We start from the raw sequence: 20,116 nt of genomic DNA on the forward strand, positions 1-20,116 counted from the left end.
TAACCATGACCATCGAGAAAATTTTCACCCCGCAGGACGACGCGTTTTATGCGGTGATCACCCACGCGGCGGGGCCGCAGGGCGCGCTGCCGCTGACCCCGCAGATGCTGATGGAATCTCCCAGCGGCAACCTGTTCGGCATGACGCAGAACGCCGGGATGGGCTGGGATGCCAACAAGCTCACCGGCAAAGAGGTGCTGATTATCGGCACTCAGGGCGGGATCCGCGCCGGGGACGGACGCCCGGTTGCGCTGGGCTACCACACCGGGCACTGGGAGATTGGCATGCAGATGCAGGCGGCGGCGAAGGAGATCACCCGCAACGGCGGGATCCCGTTTGCGGCCTTCGTCAGCGATCCGTGCGACGGACGTTCGCAGGGCACGCACGGCATGTTTGATTCCCTGCCGTACCGCAACGACGCGGCGATCGTGTTTCGTCGCCTGATCCGCTCCCTGCCGACGCGCCGGGCGGTCATTGGCGTGGCGACCTGCGATAAAGGGCTGCCTGCCACCATGATTGCGTTGGCCGCGATGCACGACCTGCCGACCATTTTGGTGCCGGGCGGGGCGACGCTGCCGCCGACCGTGGGCGAAGACGCGGGCAAGGTGCAGACCATCGGCGCGCGCTTCGCCAACCACGAACTCTCATTGCAGGAGGCCGCCGAGCTGGGCTGTCGCGCCTGCGCGTCGCCGGGCGGCGGGTGTCAGTTCCTCGGCACGGCGGGCACCTCGCAGGTGGTCGCGGAAGCGCTGGGTCTGGCGTTGCCGCACTCCGCGCTGGCGCCGTCCGGACAGGCGGTGTGGCTGGAGATCGCCCGCCAGTCGGCGCGGGCGGTGAGCGAGCTGGATAATCGCGGCATCACCACGCGCGATATCCTCACCGACAAAGCCATCGAAAACGCGATGGTGATCCACGCGGCGTTCGGCGGCTCCACCAATTTACTGCTGCACATTCCGGCCATCGCCCACGCGGCGGGCTGCACTATTCCGGACGTTGAACACTGGACGCGCGTCAACCGCAGGGTGCCGCGCCTGGTAAGCGTGCTACCCAACGGCCCGGACTATCACCCGACCGTGCGCGCCTTCCTCGCGGGCGGCGTGCCGGAGGTGATGCTCCACCTGCGCGATCTCGGCCTGCTGCATCTTGATGCGATGACCGTGACCGGCCAGACGGTGGGCGAGAACCTCGACTGGTGGCAGGCCTCCGAGCGCCGGGCGCGCTTCCGCCAGTGCCTGCGCGAGCAGGACGGCGTGGATCCGGATGACGTGATCCTGCCGCCCGGGAAGGCAAAAGCCAAAGGGCTGACCTCGACGGTCTGCTTCTCGACGGGCAACATCGCGCCGGAAGGGTCGGTGATCAAGGCCACGGCGATCGACCCGTCGGTGGTGGATAACGATGGCGTCTACCGCCACACCGGCCGGGTGCGGGTGTTTGTCTCGGAAGCGCAGGCGATTAAGGCCATCAAGCGGGAAGAGATTAAGCAGGGCGATATCATGGTGGTGATCGGCGGCGGGCCGTCCGGCACCGGCATGGAAGAGACCTACCAGCTCACCTCCGCGCTGAAGCATATCTCGTGGGGCAAAACGGTATCGTTAATTACCGATGCGCGCTTCTCCGGAGTGTCGACGGGCGCCTGCTTCGGCCACGTGTCGCCGGAGGCGCTGGCGGGCGGGCCGATTGGCAAGCTGCGCGATAACGACATCATCGAGATAGCGGTGGACCGCCTAACGTTAACAGGTAGCGTGAACTTCATCGGCACGGCGGACAACCCGCTGACGCCGGAAGAGGGGGCGCGCGAGCTGGCAGTACGGCAGGCACACCCGGACCTGCACCCCCACGACTTTTTGCCGGACGACACCCGGCTGTGGGCGGCGCTGCAGTCGGTGAGCGGCGGCACCTGGAAAGGCTGTATTTATGACACCGATAAAATCATTGAGGTAATTAACGCCGGTAAAAAAGCGCTCGGCATTTAATTATTTTCTGAGAGAAAACAGTCTGCGGGAAATATTCCGCGGGCGGTTTTTGTGTGTCTGTAATTTTCTATTTTAAACAATAAGTTGCGATATATCGTTGGCGTCACAAAAGCAAAATAACGTAATTCGGAAATAAGATATGACCATTGCTGGTTAATTGAACAGCTCATTACACTCCATTAACACGATGTTGTAATTCAGCACACTACATAAGGGTGTAATTCTGATGACGCAATTAACCATGAAAGACAAAATTGGCTACGGACTGGGTGACACCGCCTGCGGCTTCGTCTGGCAGGCCACGATGTTCCTGCTGGCCTACTTCTACACCGACGTCTTCGGCCTGTCGGCGGGGATTATGGGCACGCTGTTTTTGGTCTCCCGCGTGCTCGACGCCGTGACCGACCCGCTGATGGGGCTGCTGGTAGACCGCACCCGCACGCGTCACGGCCAGTTCCGCCCGTTCCTGCTGTGGGGCGCCATCCCGTTCGGCATCGTCTGCGTGCTGACCTTCTACACGCCGGACTTCTCCGCGCAGGGCAAAATCATCTACGCCTGCGTGACCTACATTCTCCTTACCCTGGTCTACACCTTCGTTAACGTGCCGTACTGCGCCATGCCGGGCGTCATTACCGCCGACCCGAAAGAGCGTCACGCCCTGCAGTCCTGGCGCTTCTTCCTGGCGGCGGCGGGCTCGCTCGCTATTAGCGGCATCGCGCTGCCGCTGGTCAGCATCATCGGCAAAGGGAACGAGCAGGTGGGCTATTTCGGCGCCATGTGCGTGCTCGGGTTGAGCGGCGTGGTGCTGCTCTACGTCTGCTTCTTTACCACCAAAGAGCGCTACACCTTTGAGGTGCAGCCGGGCTCGTCGGTGGCGAAAGACCTTAAGCTGCTGCTGGGCAACAGCCAGTGGCGCATCATGTGCGCGTTCAAGATGATGGCGACCTGCTCCAACGTGGTGCGCGGCGGGGCGACGCTCTACTTCGTGAAATACGTGATGGATCATCCGGAGATGGCGACCCAGTTCTTACTTTACGGCAGCCTCGCCACCATGTTCGGCTCGCTCTGCTCCTCCCGCCTGCTTGGGCGCTTCGACCGCGTCACCGCCTTCAAGTGGATCATCGTCGCCTACTCGCTGATCAGCCTGCTGATTTTCGTCACCCCGGCGGAGCATATCGCGCTGATTTTCGCCCTCAACATCCTGTTCCTGTTCGTCTTTAACACCACCACGCCGCTGCAGTGGCTGATGGCCTCTGACGTGGTGGACTACGAGGAGAGCCGCAGCGGACGTCGCCTCGACGGCCTGGTGTTCTCCACCTACCTGTTCAGCCTGAAGATTGGCCTGGCGATTGGCGGGGCGGTGGTGGGCTGGATCCTGGCGTACGTGAACTACTCCGCCAGCAGCAGCGTGCAGCCGGTCGAGGTGCTTACCACCATCAAAATTCTGTTCTGCGTGGTGCCGGTGGTGCTCTACGCGGGCATGTTCATCATGCTGTCGTTCTACAAGCTCACCGACGCCCGCGTGGAGGCCATCAGCCAGCAGCTGATCAAGCACCGCGCGGCGCAGGGCGAGGCCGTTCCCGACGCCGCGACAGCCGCATCCCATTAACCGGAGGCACTATGGAAATCACTAACCCGATACTCACCGGCTTCAACCCGGACCCGTCCCTGTGCCGTCAGGGCGAGGACTACTACATCGCCACCTCGACCTTCGAGTGGTTCCCCGGCGTGCGCATCTACCACTCCCGCGACCTGAAAAACTGGTCGCTGGTCAGCACGCCGCTGGACCGCGTGTCGATGCTGGACATGAAGGGCAACCCGGACTCCGGCGGCATCTGGGCGCCGTGCCTGAGCTATGCCGACGGCAAATTCTGGCTGCTTTACACCGACGTGAAGATTGTCGACTCGCCGTGGAAAAACGGCCGCAACTTCCTCGTTACCGCGCCGTCCATCGAGGGGCCGTGGAGCGAGCCGATCCCGATGGGCAACGGCGGGTTTGACCCGTCCCTGTTCCACGACGACGATGGCCGCAAGTACTACCTCTACCGCCCGTGGGGGCCGCGGCACCACAGCAACCCGCACAACACCATCGTGTTGCAGGAGTTTGACCCGCAGACCGGCACGCTCTCGCCGGAGCGCAAAACGCTGTTTACCGGCACGCCGCTCTGCTACACCGAGGGCGCGCACCTCTATCGCCACGCGGGATGGTACTGCCTGATGGTCGCCGAGGGCGGCACCAGTTACGAGCACGCCGTCGTGGTGCTGCGTTCCAAAAATATCGACGGGCCGTACGAGCTGCACCCGGACGTGACGATGATGACCAGTTGGCACCTGCCGGAGAACCCGCTGCAGAAGAGCGGGCACGGCTCGCTGCTGCAGACCCACACTGGAGAGTGGTACATGGCCTACCTCACCAGCCGCCCGCTGCGCCTGCCCGGCGTGCCGCTGCTGGCCTCCGGCGGGCGCGGCTACTGCCCGCTGGGCCGCGAGACCGGTATCGCCCGCATTGAGTGGCGCGACGGCTGGCCGTACGTGGAAGGCGGCAAGCACGCGCAGCTGACCGTGAAAGGCCCGCAGGTGGTGGAACAGCCCGCTACCGCTCAGAACGGCTGGCGGGACGATTTCGACGCCAGTTCGCTTGACCCGGAGCTGCAGACCCTGCGCATTCCGTTCGACGACACCCTCGGCTCGCTCACCGCGCGCCCCGGCTATTTACGGCTCTACGGCAACGACTCGCTCAACTCGACCTTTACCCAGTCGACCGTGGCGCGCCGCTGGCAGCACTTCGCTTTCCGCTCAGAAACGCGGATGCAGTTCTCGCCGGTCCACTTCCAGCAGAGCGCAGGGCTGACCTGCTACTACAACAGCAAAAACTGGAGCTACTGCTTTGTGGACTACGAGGAGGGGAAGGGGAGAACCATCAAAGTTATCCAGCTCGACCACAACGTGCCGTCGTGGCCGCTGCACGAGCAGCCGATTCTGGTGCCGGAGAGTGCGGAGAGCGTCTGGCTGCGGGTGGACGTGGATACGCTGATCTACCGCTACAGCTACTCGTTCGACGGCGAGACGTGGCACGCCGTGCCGGTAACGTATGAGGCATGGAAACTGTCGGACGACTACATCGGCGGGCGCGGCTTCTTCACCGGCGCGTTTGTGGGGCTGCACTGCGAGGACATCAGCGGCGACGGCTGCCACGCGGACTTCGACTACTTCACCTACGAGCCGGCCTGACGGCTCAGGCCGGGTAGCCCAGCGCGCGTGAAAGCTGGAGCCCAGCCTGCTGAAGCTGCTCGCGGAAGTTAGCCAGCTCAGCGTCGTCCACGCGCGAGGTCAGCGTCGACAGGCTCAGGGCTGCAATGACGCGGGACTCGTGGTTCCACACCGGCACCGCCACGCAGCGCACGCCCTGCTCGTTCTCTTCGCTATCCAGGGCATAGCCCTGCTCGCGGGTCTGCGTCAGGGCGGCCATTAGCTCTTCACGAGAGGCGAGGGTGGAAGGGGTATAGGTGGTATACTGATAGCCCTCCAGCAGGGCGTTCAGCTCGGCCTCGCCCAGCCAGGCAATCAACACCTTGCCGATGGCGGTGGCGTGAACCGGCAGGCGGCGGCCGATGCGCGAATAGGCGATGGCGGCCAGCTTGCCTTCAATCTTCTCGATATAGACCCCTTCACGCCCGTCCAGGATCCCCAGATGGGTGGTCTGCCCGGTCCGCTGGGACAGCTCCGTCAGCCAGCCTTTCGCCTTCTGACGAATATCGATGGAGCCCACGACGAAATGACCGCGCTCGACCAGCTTCATGCCGAGGCGATACTTGCCGTTCTCCGGGTTCTGATCGATATAGCCGTGAAGCTGCAGGGTTTTCAGCAGCGAGTGGAGGGTACTCTTGCTCAGCCCCATCAGTTTGCTGATGTCGGTGATCTTAAGCTCGGTGGCCTGCTCGTTGAACAGGTCGAGGATCTGCAACGCACGTTCAACAGACTGAATAATCGGCATAATGCTGGCATGTCCACGCTGGAATTAAGGCGAAAACGTACCTTTTTCGGGGTGAAAAATCAATGAAATGGAGCCGGTTTGCTCCCTCTCCCCGTGGGAGAGGGCCGGGGTTGAGGGCATCAGGCCGCATCGCCGCCTGATTCGCCCGGCGGCGCTGCGCTTGCACGGGCCTACGGGCTGGGTTTTCCCCCTCTCCCCGTGGGAGAGGGCCGGGGTGAGGGCACCAACGCGCAGAGGACTCAACCCCCAAGCGTCGCCACCATCACCGCCTTAATCGTATGCATCCGGTTTTCCGCCTGGTCAAACACAATGCTCGCCGCCGACTCAAACACCTCGTCCGTCACTTCCATCCCGCCGTGCAGATCGAACTCCTTCGCCATCTGCTTGCCGAGCGTGGTCTGGTCGTCATGGAACGCGGGCAGACAGTGCAGGAACTTCACGTTCGGGTTGCCGGTGAGCGCCATCATCTGCGCGTTCACCTGATACCCGCGCAGCAGCGCAATTCGCTCCGCCCACTTCTCTTTGGCTTCGCCCATCGACACCCACACGTCGGTATAGATAAAGTCCGCACCCTTCACGCCCGCCGCCACGTCTTCCGTCAGGGTGATTTTGCCGCCGTGCTTCTCCGCCAGCGCGCTGCACTCTGCCACCAGGCTCTCTTCCGGCCAGCAGGCCTTCGGGGCTACCAGACGCAGATCCAGCCCGGTCAGCGCTGCCGCTTCCAGCATTGAGTTGCCCATGTTGTTGCGCGCGTCGCCCGCGTAGACCAGCGTCATCTCGTTAAACGCCTTGCCGGGCAGGTGCTCCTGCATGGTCAGCAGATCCGCCAGCAGCTGGGTCGGGTGGAACTCGTTGGTCAGCCCGTTCCACACCGGCACGCCCGCGTACTGCGCCAGCGTCTCGACCACTTCCTGGCCGTGACCGCGATACTGAATGCCGTCGTACATCCGCCCGAGCACGCGCGCGGTGTCCTTAATTGACTCTTTATGCCCAATCTGGCTGCCGCTCGGCCCTAAATAGGTCACGCGCGCGCCTTGGTCAAATGCGGCAACTTCGAAAGAGCATCGTGTACGGGTTGAGTCTTTTTCGAAGATGAGCGCGATGTTTTTACCGGTAAGCTTCTGTACTTCCTTGCCATTTTTTTTATCGGCTTTGAGCTGTGCGGCAAGGGTCAGCAGAGAAGTGAACTGTGCAGGGGTAAAGTCGAGCAATTTCAGAAAGTGTTTCTTATACAGATCAGACATTTTATCCTCACATGGCGAACGCCACTTATTGAATTAAAATTCACTTTATATGTGTAATTATTCATTTGCAACCCCGTTTCACAAATCTTTCCAACAAAGGTGGAGGCAAACCCGTCCGTGTGTGAAAATAGAAGTATCTGCCGCACTTTAAAGAGGATTGAGCCATGGCAAACCCGGAACACCTGGAAGAGCAACGCGAAGAGACGCGCCTGATTATTGAAGAACTGCTGGAAGACGGTAGCGATCCGGACGCGCTGTACACCATCGAGCACCATTTCTCTGCGGATGATTTCGACGCGCTGGAAAAACTGGCGGTAGAGGCCTTCAAGCTGGGCTACGAAGTGACCGAGCCGGAAGAGCTGGAAGTGGAAGAGGGCGACACCGTCATCTGCTGCGACATCCTGAGCGAAGGCGCGCTGAAGGCGGAGCTTATCGACGCGCAGGTAGAACAGCTGATGAACCTGGCCGAGAAGTTTGAAGTGGAGTACGACGGCTGGGGAACCTACTTCGAAGATCCGAATGGTGAAGACGGCGAAGAAGGCGACGACGAAGATTTCGTCGACGAAGACGACGACGGCGTGCGTCACTAAGCGTTTCAGGCGGTGGCGCGCGCCACCGCTTTTTCAAGGCAGAACCATGGATTACCCGCAGATACTCGCCCCCGTACTCAACTTCCTCCAGTGCCCGACCCCGCAAGCATGGATTGATAAAGCCCGCGACCCGGCGAACCTGCCGCTGCTGCTCACCGACCACATGGTGTGCGAGCTCAAGGCCGCCCAGACCGCGCTGCTGCTGGTGCGTAAATACGTCGCCGACGAAAGCGGTGCCGACGCGCTGCTCGACTGGCTCAAACCCTACGAACAGTTCACCTTCCGCGACGGCCCGGAGCCGGACTTCATCGCCCTGCACAGGCAGATTGGCAAAAGCGTGATGCCCAAAACCGACGACCCGTGGGGCCAGGCGCTCATCGACAGCATGGTTATGCTGATTAAAGAGGAGCTGCACCACTTCTGGCAGGTGCGTGAGGCGATGCTGGTCCGCGACATTCCGTACGTCAAAATCACCGCCAGCCGCTACGCCAAAGGGATGCTGAAGGAAGTGCGCACCCACGAACCGCTGACGCTGATCGACAAGCTCATCTGCGGCGCCTACATCGAAGCCCGCTCCTGCGAACGCTTCGCCGCGCTGGCCCCGTTCCTCGACGACGACCTGCAGAAGTTCTATCTCTCACTGCTGCGCTCGGAAGCGCGCCACTATCAGGACTACCTGACGCTGGCCCGGCAGGTGAGCGACGACGATATCTCACCGCGCATAAAGCTTTTTGGCGAAATTGAAGCCACACTTATCTCGACACCGGACAACGAGTTTCGCTTCCACAGCGGCGTGCCGGTGTAAACCGGCATAACTCAAGGATAAGGATGCGAGATGAATAAAACGTGGACCCGTATTGTGATTGTCGTCATTGCGGCTGCCGCCGTGGCGTTCTGGGTGTTTTTCGACAGGCAGCGCGCCCCGGAACGGCAGATGGATAACGCCCTCAACGCGATGCCCGCCTGGCAGGTGATTAAGGAGCAGGAGCCCGCGCTGCATCAGCGCATCCTCGACCAGATGGCCGCCCTGCAAAAAGCGGGCGAGCCGGAGCAGCAGATTATCGACACCATCCAGCCGCAGATCCTGCATCTGCAGATGTCGCGCCTGCAAAACGCCCCGGACGCCAACGTGGTGAACTACATGACCATCAACATGGAGCAGACCGCCGCCATCCAGAAGGTGAGCGACGACGCCTGCTTCCGCTTCCTCTACCCGATGGTGAAGGGCGGCATCAATCCGATGCGCATGCTGGATAAAGACCTGATGGCGCGGCGCATGCAGGCTGACGCCGACATGATGCGCGCGGCCTACGGCAAAAACCGCCACACCGTGACTCCGGCCGAACGCGAGGCGGCTGTCGAGGACGTGCGACCGATTATGAAGGCACTTGCCGATAAGTACGGCGAGGACATCCAGCTGCTGCAGACGCCGGAGAAGGCGGTGGGCAAAGAGAAGCTCTCCTGCGACATGGTGCAGGAGATGTGGGCCAAGGTGCTGGCGCTGCCGGAGCAGAAGGCGGCGAGGGTGATTCGGCTGGCAGTGTCTGAGCTGGACTGACGGTAGCGCTGGTTTTTTGGGCACTTAGCGCGGGTTTAGCGCGTCGTCGCTTGCATGGCGGCGCGCGACAGGTATAATCCACAACGTTTCCGCATCCCCTTCAGTGCCGAAGTGGCGAAATCGGTAGACGCAGTTGATTCAAAATCAACCGTAGAAATACGTGCCGGTTCGAGTCCGGCCTTCGGCACCAAAATCATGTAAATGGACCTCAACTGAGGTCTTTTTTTATGTCTGGAATCCGCGACACACAAGGCTTTCCACGATTTTCTCCTCAACTGAAGTCAACCTAACTCAACCCACATCAACAAGCTCGTGAGTATACTAATGAGTATATTTGCCGATTCGATATTGCTTGTATACTCACGAAATACCAATGGAAGGAGGACCATTATGGCCCTAACGGATACTAAAGTTCGTTCTGCGAAACCTGAGGAGAAAGAGTATTCACTTGTTGACGGTGACGGCATGTTCTTACTTGTAAAACCTAACGGTTCCAAGTATTGGCGATTTCGTTTCCGTTTTGGCGGTAAACAGCATTTAATGGCGTTCGGTGTCTATCCTGAAATTTCACTGGCGGATGCCAGGAAGAAAAGGGAAGAGGCCAGAAGGTTGGTAGCTGCTGGTATCGATCCTCGTGAGCATAAACGTGCTGTGAAAGAAGAACAGGCGAAAGAAATTATTACTTTCGAGAAGGTTGCCAGAGAGTGGCTCACTACCAATCAGAAATGGTCGGAAGATCATGCTAATCGCGTAAAAAGGAGCCTTGAGGACAATATCTTCCCGGCAATTGGTACTCGCAATATTGCTGAACTGGGTACCCGCGATCTGTTAATTCCCATCAAAGCCGTAGAGACATCTGGACGTCTTGAGGTGGCTTCCCGTCTTCAACAGCGCACCACGGCCATCATGCGTTATGCAGTGCAAAGCGGGTTAATTGATTACAACCCGGCACAAGAGATGGCTGGGGCGGTCGCTTCCAGAAATCGACAACATCGTCCGGCGCTGGAATTAAAGCGCATCCCTGAGTTACTTGAGAAAATAGACAGCTATACCGGCAGGCCGCTAACCCGTTGGGCGACAGAACTCACTCTGCTTATCTTTATTCGATCCAGTGAGCTGCGTTTTGCTCGCTGGTCAGAGATCGATTTTGAAACGTCAATGTGGACCATTCCGCCTGAGCGAGAGCCTATTCCCGGCGTGAAACATTCTCAGCGAGGATCAAAGATGCGTACACCTCATCTGGTGCCGCTTTCAAAGCAGGCACTGGCGATCCTGAAGCAGATAAAACAGTTTTGTGGTGATAAGCATGAGCTGATTTTTATTGGCGATCATGATCCGCGTAAGCCTATGAGTGAGAACACGGTGAACAGTGCATTGCGGGTGATGGGCTATGACACCAAAGTTGAGGTTTGCGGTCACGGTTTCCGCACAATGGCCTGTAGTTCGTTAATTGAGTCAGGGCTATGGTCGAAGGATGCGGTGGAGCGGCAAATGAGCCATATGGAACGCAATTCGGTGAGGGCGGCGTATATCCATAAAGCGGAACATCTGGATGAGCGTAAGTTGATGCTGCAATGGTGGGCTGATTTTCTGGATGCGAATCGGAAGAGAGCGATTACGCCGTTTGACTATGCGAAGAACAATCGAGGTAATGGCGCATGAGTTGTTTATCATACATGTAAAATTAAAACCACTTGTCCTGCCTTATAGGGGAGACTGGTTGGCTATTTTTTCTAGAAGTAATGTAGATAACAGAGGACCGGGACTATCATTTTGATAGTCCCGGTCAAGATAAATATAATCATAATGTTTTTTCAGTTGTTTATTGAATAATCTTTAAAAGCTCCTGATAATTTTATGATACTTAATTGAAATCAGTAAAGAAGAATAGTTAAAATATAACTTCACGCTGTTCGATTAAATCAAAAACATTATTCGTAGTGTAATGCTCCCATCTTTTATTATATACCTCTTCCGATAAAATAGAGACATCATCTGTTCCTTCTCCTTCATCTAAACCATGCATGAAACAAACTCCAGCAAGATTGGAAAGAACGTATCTGTTATGCAGTCGTTCATTACTTTCGCGTGCACTCAAAGACTTAAAATTTACAGCTAATGAAAAATTCTCTGGGAAGATAAAGTTTTCACGGTTCAATTTATCAGCCAAATAATTTACCGTTGGGGAATTTTCTTTACTCCCATCGAATACAACATCTATATTTAAGCTTTTTTTATAAGAATTATTAGCGCTAACCCTAAGCAATGAAATAAATACATTCCACCATCTTTGTTTGTCACTAAAGTATGGGTCAACAATAATAATATGCTCTGATGTTTTTAACAAACATGAGATTATAGATGTCATATCCGCTGCAACTCTAGCAACAATTTTCTGTCGAGAATAATTTAATCCGAAGAAATCATCTATATTAGTTACATTAAGGTTATCATAAGGAGTAGAACTCACTATATGATCAAATTGTTCAATTCGATTTACAGAGGAAATGTTATCTAACCATGACACTTCACCAACATAATCATAAACCCTACTAACCTTGTTTTGATTTAAAAAAATAATAAGGTCTTCTAATCGTTTTTTTTGAAGTTCACTATGATTAGCATTTAATAACTCTAGCAATTGTCTTTTGTTTCTCTTCAGTTTTGGTAATTCACTATAGAGAAAGTTACCGCCCGTAGAAAACCCTTTGATGAAGTCACGATAATTTCTCCGATCAATTGCGATCTCAAACAAAGCTTCTGGTGAAATTGCGCATTCGTAGAACATTAAAAAAGCTCTCCTCTTCTTTCTTCGAAGAAACCTTTGGGCCATTTTTGTTTAAAGTCACCATCATCAGTAATGTCTATTTTCCTAGTAACAGTCGAACCATTGTTATCCTCGAAAACGATCACTGATATAAAATCAGGTTTTACTGGGTAATTTGATTCAGGTAACTCTTTGTCCGTTGTTTGTCTAATTCTTTTTAAAATTCGAAGCAAAATATGCTCACTATGCGTCTCGACTAAAAACATAGGTCTTTTAACATCAGAGGGATAGTGGGTAAACAGATCACCTACAGCGAGTTGCAAAGCGGGATGAATGTGTAGTTCAGGTTGCTCTACGGCAATTAATCCATCCTGAACTATATTGGCAGCAATAATAAGAGGTGCTATCTGAGTTAATCCGACACCGACTTGATTTGGAAATAACATTTGGGTTGAATCTATTTTACAGAAGAGAATATTATCTTTTAGACCTAAGAGTTGAGGGGCAATTGTTCTTCCACTAAATATATTATAATTAGTGTTTAGTTTATCTCTATTGGAAAACCAATCACTTACTTTGTCAATCAAATCATTATCATTTTGTTGAGATAAACATAGCTTATCCCATGCTGATGTGCCATCAAACCATCCACCTTGTTCTGGATAAGGATTTGGTGTAAATGCAGAATCTGGTATAATTCTTAACGGTCCAATAGAGACGCTGGCCTTTAAATAATCATTTAATTTATCTAACGGAGAAGTAAAAACTTGCGTTAGTACTCTGGTAATTATATCTCGATTAAAATACTCAACTGGCTCGGATATGTCAAATATTTTCAAATTTGTATCAACAATTCTTCCCAGCTGAGGTAACGCACCAATTTCCGTCTTTAAAAGAATAGGGAATATTGGTTTTTCTTTATCATCTTCAAATATATAATTAGCAAATTTCACTCGGTCTGTTGCACCACTTTTATTACGATCTAAACCAGGAATTAAGTCATTTAAAGACATTTCAAACTCACTGACGGTCGTGTCTAATTCTTCCTTGCCAATAGCTTCAAGCCATAAATGATGATCAATAGGAAGAAGCAACGGATGCGTAAAGTTCAATCTCTTTACTAAAGATGATTTAGCATATTCATCATTGCTCAGTTCTCCAATAAACTCATCATTTATAAAAACAGCATAGCTCTTTATATATGCCGCCCTGCGCAATGTTGACCATGCAATTTTAAACTCAACGTAAACCTTTTCGGTTTCATCAGCAATATCTCTCATTTTTATAAAATCAATATCGAAAGTATCGCCAAGTTCTTCTAAATATGTTTTATATTCTACACCTATTGTTTGTTCAGGCTCGAAACCGATACCTAGTGTAATTACTTTTTCTAAATCCCCATTATGAACAAGAGATTTAAATCCATCTATGCGCCTTTTCCCCATGGCCTCTAAAGAGATAGGATCGCATTGTTCACGGTCTAAAATTTGCTGAAGATAAAATAATGCGATTAAAATTGTTGTTTTGCCAGCACTGTTTGGTCCTAATAGTAATGTTACAGGCGCAAAATCAATTTCTTGCCGTTCTCTAAAAGATCTGAAGTTTTCAAGTACAAGTTTAGTTAATTTCATAATGAACCTCACATGAAATATCTATTCGATAGGTTTGATGCTAACTGTTGAAGTTGCATCACACTTCTGTAAGAGATGGTTAATCCTTTTTTTATTCTTTTATAAATTATCTCATACTCATCTAGGAGATGCTTAGGTGGGATTAATATCTCTATATTCTGAAACTCCTGCGCATTGATATTAGCCATACCAACAATACTTTTACACATATTCATCAATGTGATTTTGCCATGGATGGAATTAAGATACCCTGAAATATAGTAGTTATTTCCGATAGAATTTGGTCTAACGCGGATTAAATACCCAGCAAATGCCATCGGTCTGTCTTCTCCATACACAGCTGTTTTACCAACAAGTTCCTTACTGTTAGTACGATTGAAAAGGAGATCGCCTTTTTTAACCAAAAATTTATCCATTTCTTTTACGCTGAGATCAAGGTATTTTAATTCTGTAAAATCCCACCCACCTTGATATGTTATATTACCCATCCGCAAAACAGGGTATTCACCAGAATCAACAGAAGCTTTTGCTGAAGTTCCATAATTAACTGAATCAACCAGATCGCGGATCGTGCCTTTAGGAAAACAGTGTATGTTGTGTGCAGGAGTTCCAAACATCGCCAGAAAAGTAGCACGCAAAAAATCATCAGCCATCTTGATTGCTTTTTTACGTTTTTTTTGTATTTTTCTTACTTTATCAAAAATTGCTACAATTTCTTTTTGCTTTATTAAGGGCGGCACACTTATTTGCAAATCGGCTAATTGTTTTAAATAAATGCCTTTTTGGGCAACGCCTCTTGCTCCCGCAGTAAGAACATCTAACATTGATTGTAATGTATACATTAAAAAACGAGGCGTAATCACATCCATCTTAGGTTTTAATACTGCCACACTTCTTTGTAAGGTAAATTTAGCAATATCATCTGGAACAACAGCTACACGGCCGATAGTTCCCACAATCGTCAGTAAAACGTCACCCTCAGAAATTTCCGTTCTCTTATTCTCTTTTTCAAACATCTCTTTCGAAAGATATCTTGGATTATCGAAATTAATCTCGTCATCAAAAATATTCTTTGAACTTAACATCAGATAATCACTATGAGGAATACCCTCAGGAGGATTATGACTACCATCAGTAATTTTTAAGCATAACTCACTTAATTTATAGATCTCCCGGCTCATAGCATCCCCTCCAGCTCATCCAGATCTGCCAGAATCTCTTTTTCCAGATCTTTTAATCGTTTCAGTATCACCTTTGGATCTTCATACTCCTCCGCCTGATACACCACCTCTTTGTAACGATTGATGGAGAGATCGTATTTCTGCGCAGCGATATCCGCTTTCGGCACCACAAACGCCGCCTGTGTGCGATCCTTAAAGTCAACATCAGCATCAATCCCTTCCGGGCTCTGCTGTTTCAGCAACGAAGCAAACTTCTCACCCATAAAGTTATCTACCGGCAAACCACGCAAAGCACGGTAATGCTTCCAGCTTGCCAGCAGATGCGGTAAATCGTTGTCTTTTATCGGATTACGCTTGTCATCCAGGCTGTAGCCATCATTTTGCAGATTGTAGAACCAGACCTCATCCGTCTGACCACCTTTGGTAAAGATCAGGATCGCCGTCGCCACGCCAGCGTAAGGTTTGAATACGCCGGAAGGCAGGTTAATCACCGCTTCCAGTTGGTTATCTTCCACCAGCGTTTTACGCAGCGACTGATGCGCCTTGCTGGAGCCAAACAACACCCCCTGCGGCACGATAGTGGCGCTGCGACCGCCCACTTTCAGCATTTGCAGAATCCGCGCCAGGAACAGCAGTTCGGTTTTTTTGGTTTTCACCATTGCCGACAGCGTGGAGTCGATATCTTCCTCGTCCAGTGAACCGGTAAACGGCGGGTTCGCCAGAATCAGGTTGAAAGCGTTTTTACTGGCCAGCGGGAAGTTGGCGCTGAAACTCTGGCTCATGGTGTCCTGATAGTGGATATCCGGCTCTTCTACGCCGTGCATAATCAGGTTCATGGCGGCGATACGCAGCATGGTGGTATCGAAGTCGTAACCGTGGAACATGTTGTTATCCACATGATAACGCCACGGCGTCAGCAGATCGCCGGTAAAGATTTTTTGTTCTTCCAGTTCACCGCGTTCGTTGGTGCCAATCTCGGTATGAATCGACTCCAGAGAGCTATATTTCTCCAGCAGGTATTCATAACTGGTTGCCAGAAAACCACCTGTACCACAGGCCGGATCGCAGATCGTTTCACCACGCGCCGGGTTCGGCTCCATCATTTCAACCATTGTGCGGATAATGTGGCGCGGCGTGCGGAACTGACCGTTGATCCCGGCGGTGGTCAGCTTGCTTAACAGGTACTCGTAGAGATCGCCTTTAGTGTCGCCACGATCCAGCGGCAGATTTTTGATCACCTCCACGGCTTTGGTCAGCAGTGACGGTTTAACAATCTCCAGACGAGCATCTTTCATAAAGTTGCCCAGCAGCGTCACTTTAGTATCTTCAGCCTGCCCAAGCTGGCGGAAATGTTGGAATACGCCATCGCGCACCACTTCCATCATCTCATCCGAGCCAAGGTTGCTATAGTGACTGAAACGGAACTCCTGCTGTTCTGGCGCAAAGCGCGGTTTAAAATCAATACCCGCGATTTGTTTACGCTTCTCGTCTCGTTGTTCCTGGGTATCCAGCATCTTGGAGTACATCAGGTAAGTGATTTGTTCGATTACGGTCAGCGGGTTAGTGATGCCACCTACCCAGAAATCTTCCCACAACCCGTCGATTTTACTTTTTAAGTCACCGGTGATCATTGTTAACGTCTATACCCTGTTATAAATACAAAAGCCCCGCTGCCGGGGCTTGTCATGTGTGTATTATACCGTCGCTGCGTCGGTCACAACACCCAACTCTTCGACTATCTTTTGCAACCGGGCGATCTGCTCTATGTCGGGGAAAACGCCAGTAACACCTTCGTTGTGGATGTGCGTAAATGGCTGTTCAAAGAGCTGCCGCATTTCAATGGTGCCGTAATCGCGGATGTGGTTTTTCAATAATGACAGGAAGCGCAGTTGTTGGCTGGTCAGGCTGTTGTCAGCGGCGAACTGGGCAAAGCGTACTTCCACCGCGTCGCTATCCATCCCGATGATAGTACGTAAAAGTTTATCAAGGCTGGCGGTTGCCTGCGGGTAGAACTCTTTTAGCGCCCGGATATCAACGTTGGGGTTTTGGATCAGCACCAGTTTTGCCAACTCATCCAGTTCACCTTGTGTTACCGGCTCGCCGTTGCGGATTTTTTTCAGCACCTGATTTTGCTGGAACAGCGGCTCCAGCGCCCCCTGAACCTGTTGACGATAAAGTTTGAAATCAATCGAGCGGATGTTAGTTTTGCGGGTTTCCGTCTGGATCAGGTTCGCATCTTCGGTAATATCCACCTGTATAGAACCAAATTTCGGCGTCGCGTCTTTTTCCATCAGGTGCATGATGCCGCGCAGATGAATGCGGATATCTTCCAGTTCTTCCAGACTGGCCTGCTTCCACCAGCCCAAATCACGAAGCTGATTAATCCGCTGTCCCTGCTGTTGCACCTGCGCCAGATGCGGCGGCAGACGTTCCACTTTCTCAACGATGACCGGCCAGAGCACATCCAGCTCTTCCGGGTTGGTATAACGGGCTGTTTGCGCCGCCAGAATATCCATATCGAAGCGCATAGCATCGCTTTGCCCGCGCACGTCCAGCCACTGCATCAGCGGGGCCAGGACAGATAGCAGATCCTGCTGTGTTTTCGGGGAAAGCTGGCGCAGCACTTTTTCATCGCGGTACTGCGCTTTTTGCTGCCACTTTTCCTGTACGGCAATCGACTTTTCATCCAGCGCATTGATCTGCTCGCGGAGCTGGTGAGCGACTAAATCCACCGCCTGTTTGTCGAACTTACGCTGCGCAACAGCCCCCAGCATAACCCACGCTTCGAAGCGTTTTTGCGCCAGCGATTTTGTCGCTGTCACTTCGGCTTCTTCGGTATGCAGCTCGTGATACTCAAAATTGCCCCAGTGATCGAAGATGCGGAATTTCTGTTTATCCAGCGGTTTGCCGTTTTCATCGTAGCCGTAGAGCCCCGAACAGAGGCGCGTACCACGGCCAATCATCTGCCAGAACTTCACTTTCGATTTGACTGGTTTGGCAAAGACCAGATTCACAATTTCCGGAACATCAATACCGGTATCAAGCATGTCAACAGAGATAGCGATGGTCAGCTCTTTGTTGGTGCTTTCATCCAGCCCTTTAAAATCGTCAATCAGTTGCTCGGCGCGAGGATCGTAGTTGTCGATGACCTGGCAGAAGCGTCCGGCAAACTGCGGGTACATGTCGTCGAACAATTCATTCAACAGCAGCGCGTGTTTGTGGTTACGGGCGAAAATGATGGTTTTACCTGGCAGTTGGCCGTCCCGATCTTTCAGACCATTTTCCATCAGGTTACGCAGGATATAGCGGTTGGTGTCTTTGTTATAAATTGCCTCATCCAGCGCCTTGCCATCAAATTCCAGCGTATTAGGATCGATACCCTGTTCTTCAAGTTCACGGATTTGTGCGTCGCTTAATTTCTCCCGTTTGATGCCTTCGCGAAGGAATTCTGTGGTGTGCGTGACAACCTCATAGGGAACCAGATTGTTATCGGCGATGGCATCTTCCAGGCTGTAGTTGGCGGTAGGGATACGTCCTTCACAACCAAACAGGCCGAAAGTGGTTTTACTCACCATGTCGATTGGCGTGGCTGTCAGGCCAATCTGGAGGGCATCAAAATACTTAAACAGATCGCCGTAGACGTTGTAGATAGAACGATGGGATTCGTCGGCAATGATCAGATCGAAATAACCAACATCAAAATGATCCATGATTTTCATCATGCCGGGATAGGTGGCGATATAGATCCTGGCGTTCTGCCTGTCTGCTTTTTTGGATTTACCGACCACATACAGCGGCTCATTGGTGAACTGATTAAAGGCATTCGCCGCCTGTTTACGTAGCTCTTTGCGGTCGCAAAGAAACAGGACACGTTTTACCCAGCGGGCATCAATCATCAGTTTGCTTAGTGCAATTGCCACGCGGGTTTTACCTGTACCGGTAGCCTGTACAATTAACGATTGTCGATACTTATTGGTAAACCGGTCGCTGACGCGGGCGATGGTTTCAAGCTGATACAAACGTCCGGCAACGGCCTTACCTTCGTTATCTTTAACGTGCGGGACACTATTCAGCGGCAGACGGGTTTCACGTTGCTGAATAAGATATTGCAGGCTTTCCTTGCTGTAGAAGCCAAATACCCGACGCGGAGGATAACCATGAGTTTTATGGTCGTCCCACAGCCAGATATCGTAGCCGTTGGTGTAGAAGATGACCGGACGCTGACCATATTCTTTTTCCAACCAGTCGGCATACAGTCGGGCCTGAATTCGTCCTTGCTCGGCATTGACGCTGGTTTTTTTTGCTTCTACCACCGCCAGCGGTTTGTATGCCGCATCCCATAAGACATAGTCCGCATAGCCGTCACCAGTTGCGGTAGGCTGTTCTTTAACTGGGTGTTCCTGTGTAACCTGATCTGTATTTTTAAGTACTTCGCCTACATTCCAGTCAGCAGCAAGCAGGCGGGAGTCAATCAGGCGGCGGCGGGTTTCCGCTTCATCAATAGAGAGGATGTCGGCAACATGCTGGTTGCGAGCTCTGGCTTCATTCAGGCGCTGGGTGAGGTGTTCGGCCTTTTCCTGCTCTTGCTGTAGTGCGCGTTGTAACGCTAGTTCACGCTCACGGCTTTCATCTTGAGCTCTGATTGCATCTTCCAGACGTTTTTCATCTGCACGACCTGAAGATTGTGCTAACGGAGGAAGAGAAAATTTGGGGCAGTTGTCAACATTACCGTGGGCGTAGCGAACATACAGCCAGATCCCTAATAAATACGCTTCCTTAAGCAGCCAGTAGGTATCTTTGGCTTTGATACGTCCACCGTGCGCGGCGCGGTTGCCGTGGATACGCAGCGCATCCATTTTCATAATGATGGCTTCCGGCATCATGCTGGTAAACACATCGGCGTTCATTAAATCGTACAGATTCGCCTTGATGCCTTCAGGTAGCCGTTCCTGACGATATAACCAACGCACCATCAATTCGGTGTAGTTGCGCAGCTTAACCAGACAGCTTTCCGGGTCGGTGTGAACATAGCGTTCTGCCATACATGCGAGTTCTGCCAGTTCCGGCCACTGGCTGCGCAACATTTCAAAATTGAGAGACTGCTCCATCAATCATCGCCTTATGTTGTGGATACAACAGCATTTCTGGAAAGAATATCACACTAATCTTATCGACGAA

15 protein-coding genes and 1 tRNA gene are annotated in these 20,116 nt (G+C 52.5%); 8 read left to right on the plus strand and 8 right to left on the minus strand.

Annotation, left to right across the window (positions count from 1 at the left end; translation table 11 throughout):
• Window positions 1–5: 5 nt before the first annotated feature.
• The 3 genes from yagF (at window position 6) to ABR39_RS06050 (ending at window position 5,204) form a co-directional block, all read left to right on the plus strand.
• Window positions 6–1,973, plus strand: a complete 1,968-nt coding sequence (yagF, locus tag ABR39_RS06040) for a xylonate dehydratase YagF (RefSeq protein ID WP_047346188.1) — start codon at window positions 6–8, stop codon at window positions 1,971–1,973.
• A gap of 226 nt (window positions 1,974–2,199) precedes the next feature.
• Window positions 2,200–3,582, plus strand: coding sequence for an MFS transporter (locus ABR39_RS06045; RefSeq protein ID WP_023334324.1), 1,383 nt, complete (start codon window positions 2,200–2,202; stop codon window positions 3,580–3,582).
• Window positions 3,583–3,593: 11 nt separating this feature from the next.
• The gene (locus tag ABR39_RS06050; RefSeq protein ID WP_047346189.1) at window positions 3,594–5,204 is read left to right on the plus strand and encodes a glycoside hydrolase family 43 protein; all 1,611 of its coding nucleotides are present in this window, start codon (window positions 3,594–3,596) and stop codon (window positions 5,202–5,204) included.
• A gap of 4 nt (window positions 5,205–5,208) precedes the next feature.
• Here the strand turns inward: ABR39_RS06050 and xynR are convergent, their stop codons facing one another.
• The 3 genes from xynR to argL all read right to left on the minus strand — a co-directional run bounded on the left by xynR (window position 5,209) and on the right by argL (window position 7,276).
• Window positions 5,209–5,967 (minus strand): DNA-binding transcriptional repressor XynR, encoded by a 759-nt coding sequence (xynR, locus tag ABR39_RS06055; protein ID WP_047346190.1) that lies wholly within the window; start codon window positions 5,965–5,967, stop codon window positions 5,209–5,211.
• A gap of 239 nt (window positions 5,968–6,206) precedes the next feature.
• Window positions 6,207–7,211 carry an ornithine carbamoyltransferase gene (gene argF, locus ABR39_RS06060; RefSeq protein WP_014830469.1) on the minus strand — a complete coding sequence of 335 codons (1,005 nt, stop codon included), beginning with the start codon at window positions 7,209–7,211 and terminating at the stop codon, window positions 6,207–6,209.
• On the minus strand, window positions 7,181–7,276 hold the full coding sequence (argL, locus tag ABR39_RS26180; RefSeq protein WP_214442935.1) for a putative translational regulatory protein ArgL: 96 nt from the start codon (window positions 7,274–7,276) through the stop codon (window positions 7,181–7,183). The genes argF and argL overlap by 31 nt, the downstream gene beginning before the upstream one ends.
• A gap of 99 nt (window positions 7,277–7,375) precedes the next feature.
• Between argL and rraB the strand changes: the two genes are divergently transcribed.
• From rraB to ABR39_RS06085, 5 genes are all read left to right on the plus strand, one after another.
• Window positions 7,376–7,801, plus strand: a complete 426-nt coding sequence (rraB, locus tag ABR39_RS06065) for a ribonuclease E inhibitor RraB (protein ID WP_039261087.1) — start codon at window positions 7,376–7,378, stop codon at window positions 7,799–7,801.
• A gap of 46 nt (window positions 7,802–7,847) precedes the next feature.
• Window positions 7,848–8,606, plus strand: a complete 759-nt coding sequence (miaE, locus tag ABR39_RS06070) for a tRNA isopentenyl-2-thiomethyl-A-37 hydroxylase MiaE (protein ID WP_047346191.1) — start codon at window positions 7,848–7,850, stop codon at window positions 8,604–8,606.
• A gap of 30 nt (window positions 8,607–8,636) precedes the next feature.
• On the plus strand, window positions 8,637–9,359 hold the full coding sequence (locus ABR39_RS06075; protein WP_047346192.1) for a hypothetical protein: 723 nt from the start codon (window positions 8,637–8,639) through the stop codon (window positions 9,357–9,359).
• Window positions 9,360–9,464: 105 nt separating this feature from the next.
• Window positions 9,465–9,549, plus strand: a tRNA-Leu gene (locus tag ABR39_RS06080).
• 200 nt (window positions 9,550–9,749) lie between these two features.
• Window positions 9,750–11,021 (plus strand): tyrosine-type recombinase/integrase, encoded by a 1,272-nt coding sequence (locus ABR39_RS06085; RefSeq protein ID WP_047346193.1) that lies wholly within the window; start codon window positions 9,750–9,752, stop codon window positions 11,019–11,021.
• 229 nt (window positions 11,022–11,250) lie between these two features.
• Here ABR39_RS06085 and ABR39_RS06090 read toward each other — a convergent pair whose 3' ends face one another.
• The 5 genes from ABR39_RS06090 to ABR39_RS06110 all read right to left on the minus strand — a co-directional run bounded on the left by ABR39_RS06090 (window position 11,251) and on the right by ABR39_RS06110 (window position 20,046).
• Window positions 11,251–12,147, minus strand: coding sequence for a hypothetical protein (locus tag ABR39_RS06090; RefSeq protein ID WP_047346194.1), 897 nt, complete (start codon window positions 12,145–12,147; stop codon window positions 11,251–11,253).
• Entirely contained in the window at window positions 12,147–13,757 is a 1,611-nt protein-coding gene (locus ABR39_RS06095) for an AAA family ATPase (protein ID WP_047346195.1), read from the minus strand. Before ABR39_RS06095 ends, ABR39_RS06090 begins: the two co-directional genes overlap by 1 nt.
• A gap of 8 nt (window positions 13,758–13,765) precedes the next feature.
• Window positions 13,766–14,938 (minus strand): restriction endonuclease subunit S, encoded by a 1,173-nt coding sequence (locus ABR39_RS06100; protein WP_072059219.1) that lies wholly within the window; start codon window positions 14,936–14,938, stop codon window positions 13,766–13,768.
• Window positions 14,935–16,569, minus strand: a complete 1,635-nt coding sequence (locus ABR39_RS06105; protein ID WP_047346196.1) for a type I restriction-modification system subunit M — start codon at window positions 16,567–16,569, stop codon at window positions 14,935–14,937. Before ABR39_RS06105 ends, ABR39_RS06100 begins: the two co-directional genes overlap by 4 nt.
• Window positions 16,570–16,632: 63 nt before the next feature.
• Window positions 16,633–20,046, minus strand: a complete 3,414-nt coding sequence (locus ABR39_RS06110; RefSeq protein WP_047346197.1) for a DEAD/DEAH box helicase family protein — start codon at window positions 20,044–20,046, stop codon at window positions 16,633–16,635.
• Window positions 20,047–20,116 lie beyond the last annotated feature (70 nt).

It is taken from the genome of Enterobacter genomosp. O, assembly GCF_001022965.1.
Taxonomy (GTDB): domain Bacteria; phylum Pseudomonadota; class Gammaproteobacteria; order Enterobacterales; family Enterobacteriaceae; genus Enterobacter; species Enterobacter cloacae_L.